The 13,878-nt window shown below is 38.6% G+C and carries 11 protein-coding genes; 10 read left to right on the top strand and 1 reads right to left on the bottom strand.

All coding sequences use genetic code 11. The features are described 5' to 3' along the window. The first annotated feature begins 55 nt into the window (after positions 1 to 55). Both F9B76_RS03730 and tldD read left to right on the top strand, forming a co-directional pair. Positions 56 to 733 (top strand): DUF4136 domain-containing protein, encoded by a 678-nt coding sequence (locus F9B76_RS03730; protein WP_159990908.1) that lies wholly within the window; start codon positions 56 to 58, stop codon positions 731 to 733. Positions 734 to 931: 198 nt separating this feature from the next. After that, on the top strand, positions 932 to 2,377 hold the full coding sequence (gene tldD / locus F9B76_RS03725) for a metalloprotease TldD (RefSeq protein ID WP_159990907.1): 1,446 nt from the start codon (positions 932 to 934) through the stop codon (positions 2,375 to 2,377). Between the two features lie 181 nt (positions 2,378 to 2,558). Here the strand turns inward: tldD and F9B76_RS03720 are convergent, their stop codons facing one another. Beyond that, positions 2,559 to 3,002, bottom strand: a complete 444-nt coding sequence (locus F9B76_RS03720) for a CopD family copper resistance protein (RefSeq protein WP_159990906.1) — start codon at positions 3,000 to 3,002, stop codon at positions 2,559 to 2,561. A gap of 228 nt (positions 3,003 to 3,230) precedes the next feature. On the opposite strand from F9B76_RS03720, the gene F9B76_RS03715 reads away from it, so the two are divergent. The 8 genes from F9B76_RS03715 (at position 3,231) to rbfA (ending at position 13,867) form a co-directional block, all read left to right on the top strand. Beyond that, on the top strand, positions 3,231 to 3,905 hold the full coding sequence (locus F9B76_RS03715; RefSeq protein WP_159990905.1) for a Crp/Fnr family transcriptional regulator: 675 nt from the start codon (positions 3,231 to 3,233) through the stop codon (positions 3,903 to 3,905). 271 nt (positions 3,906 to 4,176) lie between these two features. Continuing rightward, complete coding sequence (aroG, locus tag F9B76_RS03710; RefSeq protein WP_159990904.1) at positions 4,177 to 5,247, top strand: 3-deoxy-7-phosphoheptulonate synthase AroG; 1,071 nt, start codon at positions 4,177 to 4,179, stop codon at positions 5,245 to 5,247. 227 nt (positions 5,248 to 5,474) lie between these two features. Next, positions 5,475 to 6,587: a tRNA 2-thiouridine(34) synthase MnmA gene (gene mnmA, locus F9B76_RS03705; RefSeq protein WP_159990903.1), complete on the top strand. Its 1,113-nt coding sequence runs from the start codon at positions 5,475 to 5,477 to the stop codon at positions 6,585 to 6,587. Between the two features lie 21 nt (positions 6,588 to 6,608). Continuing rightward, a complete protein-coding gene (gene purB / locus F9B76_RS03700) occupies positions 6,609 to 7,988 on the top strand; it encodes an adenylosuccinate lyase (protein ID WP_159990902.1) in 1,380 nt (459 codons plus the stop codon). Positions 7,989 to 8,446: 458 nt separating this feature from the next. Continuing rightward, positions 8,447 to 8,917, top strand: a complete 471-nt coding sequence (gene rimP, locus F9B76_RS03695; RefSeq protein WP_159990901.1) for a ribosome maturation factor RimP — start codon at positions 8,447 to 8,449, stop codon at positions 8,915 to 8,917. After that, positions 8,914 to 10,386: a transcription termination factor NusA gene (gene nusA / locus F9B76_RS03690; RefSeq protein WP_159990900.1), complete on the top strand. Its 1,473-nt coding sequence runs from the start codon at positions 8,914 to 8,916 to the stop codon at positions 10,384 to 10,386. The genes rimP and nusA overlap by 4 nt, the downstream gene beginning before the upstream one ends. Positions 10,387 to 10,433: 47 nt before the next feature. After that, on the top strand, positions 10,434 to 13,451 hold the full coding sequence (gene infB, locus F9B76_RS03685) for a translation initiation factor IF-2 (RefSeq protein WP_159990899.1): 3,018 nt from the start codon (positions 10,434 to 10,436) through the stop codon (positions 13,449 to 13,451). Between the two features lie 2 nt (positions 13,452 to 13,453). Beyond that, entirely contained in the window at positions 13,454 to 13,867 is a 414-nt protein-coding gene (rbfA, locus tag F9B76_RS03680; protein WP_159990898.1) for a 30S ribosome-binding factor RbfA, read from the top strand. Positions 13,868 to 13,878 lie beyond the last annotated feature (11 nt).

Here is a 13,878-nt window from a genome sequence, read left to right as displayed (position 1 = left end):
ATTATAGCGATTCATTCAGAATTTTATGGGTATAACCATTATTATGGAGCGTCTTATGTCTCTTTTTCGTCAGTTTTTCAAATATATGGGGCTTGTTAGTGTATTAGCATTAACCGCTTGCTCAAGCACTAAAACTTTTTCTACCCAAGTGAATGCCTTTAATAATTGGCCATCAGAAGCACAAGGTAAACTATACGCATTTAGTCAGGATAATAGCCATAATTTAGAAAAAAGAGCATATGAGAATTTAATTGCACAAGAAATGTGGAAAACAGGTTTAATGCAAACCAATAATGTGAAGAAAGCACATTATTTAGTTGATTTCTCTGTTAATGTGCAAGAGAAAGAGCGTATTGTTCAAGAATATTACCGTGAACCTGTTTTTTATCCTAGTTTTGGGTGGTTCTTTGGGGATTATGGTTATTATGGTTGGGGAAATGGTTTTTCGTCAGGTTTTAATGTTGCTTATGTCCCTCGTGTTGATACCTATCCTGTTACCTATCGCCGTTTTGTATTAAGTTTGGGGATTCGTGATAAAAGTGGAAAGCCCGTTTATCAAGCACAGGCTTTAACAGAGTCAGAAAGTGCTATGCTAAGTCAGGTGATGCCGTATTTATTGGCTTCTATTTTTGATGATTTCCCCGGTACGAATACTGGCCCTAAAAAAGTAGTATTTGATATAGAAAAGAGTAAACAAGTCAATCAACCTGTTAAGGTTAATAAATCATCGTAAATCATTAGCATAAATTTTATATGGCTTTCCCTCTTGTGTGATTGTCTAAGAAAGAAAATATATGTTATTGTTGTAAACTTTATTTTAGCTTATATGTTATGACGGTAATTCCCACTATGAGATACGCTTTTAGTGTGGTGTAGTGGGTATCTATGCTGTTTCTATTCATGTGAGTATTTATATAGAAATTTTAACCATATGACAAAACCTCTCAATGCTTTACAGCAAGCCAAGTCTTTATTATTAGACCCTTATTCATTAAATGAGAGTTCTCTCTCTAAAACACTATCTGAGATTTTTACGCATAAAGTGGACTATGCTGATTTATATTTTCAGCATACACGAAGCGAAAGTTGGGGACTAGAGGAGGGGATTGTAAAATCAGGCAGTTTTAATATTTCTCAAGGGGTTGGGGTACGTGCGATAACAGGTGATAAAACAGCTTTTGCTTATTCTGATGATATTTCTGCTAAGGCTTTAATGAATGCGGCTAGTACAGTAAAGGCGATTGCTCGTCAGGGAGCGGGCAAGGCAAAAGTTAGTGATACCTTTGCAGAACCCCATCAGTTATATGCACCTATTAATCCCTTAGGTAGTGTTGATACCAAGGAAAAAGTTGCTTTACTAGAGCGCGTGAATGAGCTTGCTCGTGCTTATGATCCTGCTGTTGTACAGGTAATGGGTGGGTTGAGTGCTGAGTATGATGTGGTGATGGTGGCTGGGTCTGATGGACGGTTGCAGGCAGATGTTCGCCCACTTGTACGTTTATCTATAACTGTCATTGCAGAGCGTAATGGTCGCCGTGAAGTGGGTAGTGCAGGCGGTGGCGGTCGTTTTGGCTTAAACTACTTTACTGAAGCGCTATTACAACAATATGTGCATAAAGCGGTGAATGAGGCGCTCACTAATCTTCAAGCTCAAAAAGCACCTGCAGGTGAAATGACCATTGTCTTAGGATCAGGGTGGCCGGGTATCTTATTACATGAGGCGGTGGGGCATGGATTAGAGGGAGACTTTAATCGTAAAGGCTCAAGTGTTTTCTCTGGTCGTATTGGTGAACGAGTAGCTTCAAAGGGTGTGACAGTTATTGATGATGGTACAATTGCCGATCGCCGAGGTTCTTTAAATGTAGATGATGAAGGTAATCCTACACAGCGTACCGTATTGATTGAAGATGGTATTTTGCGTGGTTATATGCAAGATAGTCTTAATGCTCGTCTAATGAAAATGCCCGTAACAGGGAATGGCCGCCGAGAATCTTATGCTTATCTTCCTATGCCTCGGATGACAAATACCTTTATGCTCAATGGTGATAAAGCACCAGAAGAAATTATTGCTTCTGTTAAAAAGGGTATTTATGCCGCTAATTTTTCAGGTGGGCAGGTAGATATTACGAGTGGTAACTTTGTTTTTTCTGCTTCAGAAGCCTATATGATTGAAAATGGTAAGATTACCTATCCAATTAAGGGGGCTACATTAATTGGTAATGGGCCTGATGCCATGAATAAAGTATCTATGATTGGTAATGACTTAGCACTTGATTCAGGTGTAGGGACGTGTGGGAAAGAAGGACAGGGTGTTCCCGTTGGTGTGGGTATGCCTACTATTCGATTAGATGGATTAACGGTAGGTGGAACACAATAGTTTAAAGATAAATTATTTAGCTATAAGATGTAAAACCCAAAACCTCATCTTTTTTATAGATGAGGTTTTTTTATTGATAAAATAGGGTGTTGAGTGATACCTTGCTATAGTTGAAATATCAACTATTAAAAAATTGAGAATCCGTTATTTGGGTAATGTACTAGAAAATATAAGAAAGATATTACCAGTGAATGTAATACATCCCTTTTGCTAGAATCACGATAGTAATAACATGACAAAGAACACTAATATGTACATATTTTGAGATTTTGCCTGTTAGTTTTCCTTTTTTTTGTAATATAACAACAGTGATAAAATGGCAAAGAACACTAATAGCCAATATAATTTTTAATAATAATAAAGCACCAAATTGGCTACTGATAGGATGACTTAATGCTCCACGATGAAACCATGCCATACCAATGCCAGCACTAAAAAGTATTAGTAATACCCACGGAATGACTTGTCTTGCACGGATACCCACCTCTTTTTCTAATAGACGCATCATTTCCTTAGGAATTCGCTTACGAATATTTTCTAAAAAAATCATTTCAAAGAAAACAGTACCAATAAAAACAAAAGCAACTAATAAATGTAAGATGAGTAAAATAGGGTAGTAAGTCATACAGTACTGTTCAAAAAGATAAGAAATTATTGAAAAATTCTATGATACCCGTTTTATAATCAGTTTACGAGTACAATAGCAAGAGGTTAAGTGAGTTAGCATGGAGAGTATTATTTACTTTATTTAATACGATTGACTAGTACCACTTTCCCTCTATTTTCACACTTACAGTTAAGTTTATAAATGATAAAAGTCAATTACTATCCAATTACGGATAAAGAACCGATAATGACTTTACTAAGACAGCATAGTCTTTTTAAACAGTATCCACCTGAGTTTTATGAGGTATTACTGAATAATTCTTTTTTGGCTAAAGTAGCTGCAGGTAAAGTCATTTTTACAGAAGGGGACGAGGCTTCTCAATATTTTTTAGTGGCGGAGGGTGCGTTAGAAATGTTCCGCTATTCAATGGAAGGAGAAGAGCGGGTTTTTTCTATTTTTGAAAAAGGACAGGTTGTTGCGCATGCGGCGATGTTTATGCCTCATGGAAAATATCCTATGAATGCCCGTGTCAGAGAAGATGTGGTACTTTATTGCTTAGATAGACAATCACTGCATAAGGCTTGTCATCAATATCCAGCTTTAGCGATCCGTCTATTGTCTATGGTAAGTATGAATATGTATGAGCAAATTAATCAGGTGCATTTACTGACATCAAGTTCTGCAACAGAGCGTTTGGCTTATTACTTTATTCAGCTACGAAAAGAGCAGGGTGATAGAATTACAATCCCTGTGACACAAAAGCAGCTTGCGACACAATTAGGTATCAGAGCAGAAACCTTAAATCGTTTACTAAGTGAATGGCAACAAAAACAGTATATTCAAGGTAAACGAAAAGAATGGGAGCTTTTAGATGTGGGGGTTTTATCCTCATTTGCTAATACAGGGGTAAGAAGTTTTTAAGTGAATAAACCGTGGTAAATATACAACAGAGAAGCAGTGTTTTTGATAAAAATACTTGGTAAAGCATCATCATGTGATAGGATAGAAAACATGAAAACGATGATGCAAACTGTATTTTTTTATTTTTCTTGGTTTTTTCGATGCGTAAGTGCGGAGAGAAGGATACAGTGCGACTCGTAAAAATGCATATTGTCCAAAAGCCGCCTAAGGAATATAGGCGGCTTTTTGTTTAAATAGACTTTGACTGAATTGAAATAGATAGGAGATTAATGTGTCATACAATACAGATGATATTCGGATTCAGGAGATTCGAGAGCTTAGCCCTCCAGCACATTTAATGCGAGAGTTCCCTATTACACGGGATATTTCTAATGTTGTTTATCAGACGCGTCATGCCGTTCATGATATTCTACAAGGGAAAGATGATCGTTTAGTTGTTGTGGTTGGACCTTGTTCTATTCATGACACAAAAGCCGCTTTAGAATATGCGGATCGCCTTAAAGTCTTACGTGAAAACTATAAAAATGAATTAGAAGTGATTATGCGTGTGTATTTTGAAAAACCGCGTACAACTGTTGGTTGGAAAGGCTTAATCAATGACCCTGATTTAGACCATAGTTTTAATATTAATAAGGGACTACGAATTGCTCGTGAACTATTATTAAGCATTAATGATAAAGGTGTACCAGCAGGGTGTGAGTTTTTAGATATGATTACACCGCAATACATTGCAGACCTTGTTTCTTGGGGAGCAATTGGGGCACGTACAACTGAAAGTCAGGTACATCGAGAATTAGCTTCGGGCCTTTCTTGTCCCGTAGGGTTTAAAAATGGTACAGATGGTAATATTAAAATTGCCATTGATGCGATTAAAGCATCCTCTGCACCACATAATTTCTTATCTGTAACGAAAGGGGGGCATTCGGCGATTGTACGTACAAAAGGTAATGAAGATTGCCATATTATTTTAAGAGGGGGTAAAGCACCTAACTACCAAGCTGAATTTGTAGAAGCATCAAGTGTAGAACTTGAAAAAGCAGGCTTAGCCCCTAGAATTATGATTGACTCTAGTCATGCAAATAGTTCTAAAAAACCAGAAAATCAGCCTGCTGTCTTAGAAGATATTGCACAACAAATGGAAGCAGGAGATCAGCGTATCTTTGGTGTTATGATTGAGTCACATCTGGTTGCTGGTCGCCAAGATCATGTAGAGGGAGTTCCTTTACAATATGGTCAAAGTATTACAGACGGCTGTATCGGTTGGGAAACAACAGAAGTGGTATTAGCACGTCTTGCGGAAGCGGTTAAGGTTCGCCGCCAAAAGGCTCAATCGGATAAATAGTTATCCTTCATAATTTATAGCTAGGGTAGTTATATTATCAATAAATATGCCTGAGTTATTAAGTGGATAGTAAGTTTATTTTTCATAAATAAGCTACTATCCCTTTTGTTTTGTCGCCTAAAGAAACTATCCATAGATAGGATTATTAGCGTAGAGTCACAAATAATCTTTTTATGAAATAGGTAAAATAATACTCAATAACAAGGCTTAGCGTTAAAATAGCGGGTATGAATACTATTGTTAAAAAACCTCGTGTTGTAATTGGACTCTCTGGTGGTGTTGATTCCTCCGTGAGTGCGTGGCTGTTAAAAGAGCAAGGCTATGATGTTGTCGGTCTTTTTATGAAAAATTGGGAAGATGATGACGATTCTGAGTATTGTTCTTCACGCCAAGATTGGATTGATGCTGCTAGCGTGGCAGATGTATTAGGTATTGATATTGAAGCGGTTAATTTTGCTGCAGAGTATAAAGACCGTGTTTTTGCTGAATTTTTGCGTGAATATTCAGCAGGGCGTACGCCTAACCCAGATGTGCTTTGTAATGCAGAAATCAAGTTTAAAGCTTTTTTAGATCATGCTATGACACTAGGAGCTGACTATATTGCGACAGGGCATTATGCACGTGTGCGTGCTGTTGATATAAATGGTCAAAAAGAATATCAATTACTAAAAGGGATAGACCCTGCAAAAGATCAGAGTTATTTTTTACATCGTTTAAATCAAGCTCAATTAAGTAAAGTGATTTTTCCATTGGGTGAGATTCATAAAACCGAAGTACGCAAGATTGCTGAAAAATTGGGTTTGCCCAATGCACGTAAGAAAGATTCGACAGGGATTTGTTTTATTGGAGAGCGACCATTCCGTGAGTTTTTAAACCGTTATTTATCGACCAAACCGGGGGCTATTCTGACAGATGAAGGTAAGCAGATTGGTGAACACGTAGGCTTAGCTTTTTATACATTAGGTCAGCGTAAAGGTCTAGGTATTGGAGGGGTTAAGGGCTATCAGTCTGATGATGGAACGGCTGATGCATGGTATGTGGCTCGTAAAGATATTCAAAATAATATTCTATATGTAGTGAGTGGACATGATCACCCTTGGTTATTAAAACCTACTTTATCGGCAGAAGATGTAAGCTGGATTGCTGGGTATGCGCCTGAATTGGGTGAGTATGGTGCCAAAACTCGTTACCGACAACAAGATGCTGCTTGTCGCTTAGTATCGGCTGATCAACATACTTTATCGCTCGCTTTTAATGAAGCACAGTGGGCAGTAACGCCGGGTCAATCGGCAGTGCTTTACCAAGGGGATGTTTGCCTTGGTGGTGGAATCATTTATTAAACTTTTATCAATAAACAACTTATGAAAATTGCAAAAGAACTTACCGTACTCAATGCAGTATCTCCCTTAGATGGACGTTATGCCTCTCGCTGTCATGACTTGCGTGCTTATCTTTCAGAAGCAGGTTTTATGGCACATCGTGTAGAAGTTGAGATTGCATGGTTGATGGCTTTATCAGAAGCAGGTTTACCAGAACTACCTAAGTTTGGTGTGAAATCAAAACAGGCGCTTAATAAAATCGTTAGTCAGTTCTCTGAAGAAGATGCAGCGCGTATCAAAGAAATTGAACGAACAACAAACCATGATGTAAAAGCGGTAGAGTATTTTCTAAAAGAAAAAGTAGCAAGTGATAAAACTTTAGCTAAAGCAGCAGAGTTTATTCATTTTGCGTGTACATCAGAAGATATTAATAATACATCTCATGCGTTGATGTTGACGCGCGTTCGTGATGAGGTTGTTGTACCTCGATTAAAAGAGATTTTAAATGTGCTTAGTGCTTATGCAAAGCAATTTGCTCATCAACCTTTGTTGTCTCGCACACATGGTCAGCCAGCAAGCCCTAGCACGATGGGTAAAGAATTTGCCAATGTGGCAGCACGTTTAAAAAATGCGATTAAGGCAATTGAATCAGTAGAGCCTTTAGCTAAATTAAATGGAGCAACAGGTAATTACAATGCGCATTTAAGTGCGTATCCAGAGATTAATTGGCAGGTCTTTAGCAAAAACGTCTTAAAATCTTTAGGTTTAAAACAAAATGAATATACCATCCAGATTGAGCCTCATGATTGGATGGCGGCATTGTTTGATGCGATTGCACGAGCCAACACCATTTTACTTGATTTAAACCGTGATATTTGGGGATATATTGCCTTAGGTTATTTCAAACAAAAACTAAAGGATGGCGAAGTAGGCTCTTCTACGATGCCACATAAAGTAAACCCAATTGATTTTGAAAACTCAGAAGGTAATATTGGCCTAGCAAATGCGGTGTTACGTCATTTATCAGAAAAATTACCTGTATCTCGTTGGCAGCGTGACTTAACAGATTCTACGGTATTACGTAATTTAGGTGTTGCTTTAGGTTATTGTTTAGTTGCATGGGATTCACACCTCAAAGGACTCGGTAAGCTAGAGTTAAATGCTGCGGCAATTGATGCGGATATTGATGCTTGCTGGGAAGTATTGGCAGAGCCTGTACAAACTGTGATGCGCCGTTATGGTTTGCCTCAGCCGTATGAGCAATTAAAAGCATTGACACGCGGTCGTGGAATTACAGAAGAGGCTTTGCGTGAGTTTATCCAAGGCTTAGACCTGCCTAAAGAGGCAAAAGATAGATTGCTAAATATGACCCCTCGTTCTTATATTGGATATGCGGCTAAATTAGCAAAAGCCTTTAAATAATTGCTAGTATTATTAAGGCGATAGTGTCAAGTAAACCCTTATAGCGTGTATTCTATAAGGGTTTTTATTGACTAATAAAATATCCATCAGTGAGATAGGAGAGCGGTAATCTATGACCTATTGAGTAACGCCTAGATATTTCATTGGTTGTAGATAGGATATTGTTGGTAAAATAAGCGATTATTTTTTATAAATTAGCTTTAGTGCTTGAATTTTAAGAATTTCTCTTATATACTTATAAAGTTAAGACACAATATTTGTGTGGTATAAGTAGTGTAATAACTTATACAGAATGATTGCTCTAGGTGCTGTTGGTATCTTGAGCCGAACTTATTCATTATGTTGCAGTAGATGCTGTTCCTAGATAAGTTCATTATTTCGTTACCTTTATCATTAAAGGCAACAGAAGCACTTTGGAAATGATGGGCTTACCAAGCCCATTTTTTTTTATACTTTTTATGGCAGATTTATATACATTAACACAACAAGCTATCGCTGGTTTAAATGTGGAGCTAGTCGATGTAGAGCGTGCTGCTCTTGGATTATTACGCGTTACGATTGATAAAGAAGGTGGCGTGAATATCGAAGATTGTGAGCAAGTCTCTCGTTTGTTATCACGCGTTTTTGAAGTAGAAAATATTGATTACAAACGCCTAGAAGTTGGTTCGCCGGGGGTGGATCGTCCTTTAAAAACACTAGCTGATTTTAAACGCTTTGCAGGGGAAAGGGTTGAAGTTAAATTACACACCCCTATTGATAATCGCAAAGTATTTACGGGGACTTTAGAGATAAAAGATGAGCAGAGCCACTTATTCTGCTTGACGTTTGATGTTAAAAAGAATGAGGTGCAAGTGATTGAATTTGCTTACGAAGATGTAGACAAAGCTAAGCTTGACCCTGTTTTGGATTTTAAAGGTAAGAAAAAATGAGTCGTGATATCATTAATTTTGTTGATGCACTTGCACATGAGAAAAATGTACCAGCAGAAGTGGTGTTTAGCGCTTTAGAGGGGGCTTTAACATCAGCAGTTAAAAAACGCTTTAAAGAAGATGCTGATATTTCAGTAACGATTAATCGTCAGACAGGCGAGTACAAAGGCGTGCAACGTTGGTTAGTCGTACCAGACGAGGCTGGTTTAGCCGAGCCTGAACGTCAAGAGCTTTTATCAGATGCGCAAGAAGTTAATCCTGCTATTAAAGTAGGGGAGTATCTAGAGAAAAAACTTGATTTAGAAGAGTTTGGCCGTATTAGTGCGCAAGTAGCAAAGCAAGCGATTTTACAAAGAATTCGTGAAGCTGAACGTGAACAAGTTTTGAAAGAATTCCTTGAACGCAATGAATCAATTGTATCAGGTACAATTAAACGAATGGATAAAGGCGATGCCATTGTTGAAATTGGTAAGGTAGAGGCTCGTTTACCTCGTTCAGAAATGATTCCTAAAGAAAATTTACGATCAGGTGATCGTGTTCGTGCTTGGGTTAAAGAAGTAAATCAGGCTTTACGTGGGCAACAGGTATTACTTTCTCGTGTAGCACCCGAATTTATTAAAGAATTGTTTGAACATGAAGTACCTGAGATCGAACAAGGTTTATTAGAAATTAAAGCAGCTGCTCGTGATCCCGGTATTCGTGCTAAGATTGCTGTTGTAGCTTATGATAAGCGTATTGACCCTATTGGTACTTGTGTGGGTATGAGAGGCTCACGCGTAAGTGCCGTTCGTAATGAATTAGCAGGTGAGCAAGTCGATATTGTGTTATGGGCTGATGATCCTGCTGAATTTGTGATTGCAGCATTAGCACCTGCACAAGTGGTATCTATTGTTGTCGAAGAAGATAAGAAAACAATGGATGTAGTCGTTGATGAAGAAAACCATGCGAAAGCAATTGGTACTCGTGGTCAAAACGTACGCTTAGCTTCTGCATTAACAGGGTGGCAAATTAATATTATGACACCTGAAGAAAGTAAGAGTCGTAAGGCAGAAGAAAATGCCAAACTCTTAAAACTTTTTGAAGAAAAACTAGATGTGGACGAAGAGATTGCTTCTATCCTGATTGAAGAAGGCTTTAGTGGTTTAGAAGAGGTTGCTTTTGTCCCTGAACATGAGCTTTTAGATATTGATGGATTTGATGCAGAGTTAGTTGCTGAGCTACGTAGTCGTGCAAGAGCGGCTTTATTGACAGAAGAGATTGCTCGTGCTGAAGCGGTTGAGAGTGCACGTGATTTAGTAGATATTGAGGGTTTAGATGCAGATAAAATTGCTAAACTTGTTCAAGCTGATATTAAAACGCGTGATGATCTTGCAGAGTTAGCAAGCGATGAAGTCATGGAAATCCTAGCTGTTTCTGAAGAAGAAGCGGGAAAAATTATTCTTAATGCCCGTGCACACTGGTTTGAATAATAGGATTATTAATTTAAATTTATTTTAGTTGTTAGAAAGAGAACCGAATGCCAAATATCACTGTTTCACAGTTTGCTGAAGAAATTAAACGTTCTACTGATGATTTGCTAGAACAACTGCGTTTAGCAGGATCTACAATTAAATCAGCAGATGATGTCGTGACGGAAGAAGATAAAGCAAAACTTTTGAAATTGCTCAATCATGAGCAAGGGGACAAGGGAAAAAAGAAAATTACCCTAACGCGTAAAAAAGTATCTGAAATTAGTCAAGCGGATGGCTCTAAGGTACAAGTAGAGCGCCGTAAAAAACGTGTTGTTGTTTCGCCGGGTGTTGTGAGTGCTGAACTTAAAGCAATGTCACAAGTAAAAGCAACACCTGAAAAGGTAGAAAACAAGACAGAAACCGTGGCGAAAACAGATAATGTGTCGGTCTCTTCTTCTGCTAAAGTAGAACCTCCTAAAGTAGCGACTGTTGCAACTGCTCCAGTCTCTCCTGTCGTTGATGATAAAGTGGTGAAATCTGAAGGGGTATCACAGGTGGAACAAAAAGAAACCCCATCTTCTGTGGATACACCTAAAGTCGTTCAAGCAGAGGTTTCCCCAAAAGAAACACCAAAAGCTGTTCAAGAGTCAGTTAAAGAAGAGGTTAAACCTAAAGAGGAAACTAAACCTCTTGATGTATCTCATCATACTGCTAATCAAACGGCTGCTAAACCGACAGAGACAAATAAACCAGAAGCAGAAAAAAGTAATAAACCTGTGCCTGTTAAATCAAGTGAAACAGCACCTAAGGCTAATGCACCCAAAGGAGCGGATCATAAAAAGCAAAAACAGGATCATCGTGCCACAAAACCAGAACATAAAGATAATCGTGTTCAGTCAAAAGATGCACAAAAGCCTAAAACAGGTGGTGTTAAATCAGAGCAAAAACCAGCTCAAACAAAACAAGTATCTGCCGTAGATCGTGAGAATGCACGTAAAAAAGCAGAAAGTGAAGCGGCGGCTATTCGTGATTTATTGCGTAAACCTGCAAAACCAGTAAAAGCAGCTGAGCCTGTCGAAGCGGAAGCACCTAAAAAGTCAGGTAAAGGGAAAAAAGATAATAAATCCTCAGCTAAAAAATCGTCAGACAACGATAAAAACTGGAATGATGGTGCAGCACGTAATGCAAAACGTACCAGTGGTAATGACAAACGTGGTAATAATCTCAAGGATACCGAAGACGGTTGGCGTGCAAGTGGTAATCGTAATAAACAGAAGAATAAACAACAACAGCAAGAACAACGTCAGCCACAAGTGGTTGAGTTTATTGCACGTGAAATTCATGTGCCAGAAACTATTTCTGTGGCAGACTTAGCCCATAAAATGTCAGTTAAGGCAACAGAAGTCATTAAGAAATTAATGATGTTAGGTCAAATGGTTACCATTAACCAAGTCCTTGACCAAGATACCGCTATGATTGTGGTAGAGGATTTTGGGCATACAGCAGTTCAAGCAAAATTAGATGACCCAGAAGCATTCTTGGAAAATACTGATGAAGTACGTGAAGTAGAAGCACTTCCTCGTGCGCCAGTTGTTACCGTAATGGGACACGTTGACCATGGTAAAACCTCTTTACTAGACTATATTCGCCGAGCCAAAGTGGCTTCAGGTGAAGCAGGTGGTATTACCCAACATATTGGTGCTTATCGTGTGAAAACAGAAGGTGGTATGGTGACTTTCTTAGACACACCAGGACATGAGGCCTTTACGGCAATGCGTGTGCGTGGTGCTAAGGCAACCGATATTGTTATTCTGGTAGTAGCGGCTGATGATGGTGTTATGCCTCAGACAAAAGAAGCGATTCATCATGCGAAAGCAGCAGGCGTTCCTTTGGTAGTGGCTATCAATAAAATTGATAAGCCTGAAGCTAATCCAGAGCGTGTTAAACAAGAGTTAGTTGCGGAAGAGGTTGTCCCTGAAGAGTATGGTGGTGATGTACCATTTGTTCCTGTATCGGCTAAAACAGGACAAGGGATTGATGATTTATTAGAGAATGTCTTACTTCAAGCTGAAATTCTTGAACTAAAAGCATCAGTAGAAACAAGTGCAAAAGGCATTGTAATTGAAGCACGTCTTGATAAAGGTCGCGGTCCAGTAGCAACGATTTTAGTACAAAGCGGTACGCTAAAACGTGGTGATGCGCTACTAGCGGGTGCTACGTTTGGTCGTGTTCGTGCGATGCAAGATGAGCATGGAAAAACTATTGAATCAGCTGGCCCATCTTACCCTGTAGAAATCCAAGGTCTAACAGAAGTTCCTGCGGCTGGTGATGAAGTACAGGTCTTACTAGATGAACGTAAAGCCCGTGAAATTGCTTTATTCCGTCAAGGTAAATTCCGTGATGTGAAATTAGCAAGACAACAAGCACAAAATCTGGAAAATATCCTTAATGGTACAGCAACAGATGGGGCGAAAACCTTATCACTTATCATTAAAACGGATGTACAAGGTTCACAGGAAGCATTATCGCAATCATTGCTTAAACTTTCTGGAGATGAAGTCCGCGTCCAAGTGGTACATGCGGCAGTAGGGGGTATTTCTGAAAGTGATGTCAATTTGGCAATTGCTTCTCAGGCGGTGATTATTGGCTTTAACGTACGAGCCGATCAAAATGCGAAAAAACTTGCAGAAAATAATGGTATTGATATCCGCTACTACAATATTATTTATGATGCTGTTGATGAAGTGAAGAGTGCTTTATCTGGTATGCTAGCTCCAGAAAAACGAGAAGAAGTTATTGGTATGGTTGAAATTCGTGAAGTATATAGTATTTCTCGTATCGGTAAAGTCGCTGGTTGTATGGTGGTAGAGGGTGTTGTTCGCCGAGATTCTCAAGTACGCCAATTACGTAATAATGTCGTCATTTGGACTGGTGCGTTAGATTCTCTTAAACGCTTCAAAGATGATGTTAAAGAGGTCAAATCTGGTTTTGACTGTGGTATTACTTTACGTGGTCAAAATGATATTGAAATTAATGACCAGTTAGAAGTCTTTGAAATTCGTGAAATTGCACGGACACTATAAACATGAGTCGTCATAAAACTAAAGCGCCAGCAAGTCGTAATCTTAGACTTGCTGAGCAAATTCAAAAAGATTTAGCCCAACTTATTCAACGTGAGTTGGGTACGCGTGCTGGCTTAATTACATTAACAGAAGTGGAATTAAGTCCTGATTATGCTCATGCTAAAGTATATTTTACGGTACTAGGAGCAGAACCAGAAGTAGCAACAGCGGCATTAAATGAAAAAGCAGGTTATCTACACTCTTTGCTTTTTAAACTTTTACATATCCATACTGTACCGACATTACATTTTCATCATGATAATCAATTAGCACGAGGTATTGAAATGACCAAACTAATTGATCGTGCTAATCGTCCAGATGATTTTCCTGAAGAGAATAATGAGGTTGATTTTGAACCGCCTAAGATTAGAGGCTAATACTCAATTTC

Origin of the sequence: Pelistega ratti (assembly GCF_009833965.1) — a bacterium.
Lineage (GTDB): Bacteria > Pseudomonadota > Gammaproteobacteria > Burkholderiales > Burkholderiaceae_B > Taylorella > Taylorella ratti.
Note: the sequence above shows the minus strand (reverse complement) of the source record. Positions and strands in the feature narration are given on the sequence as shown.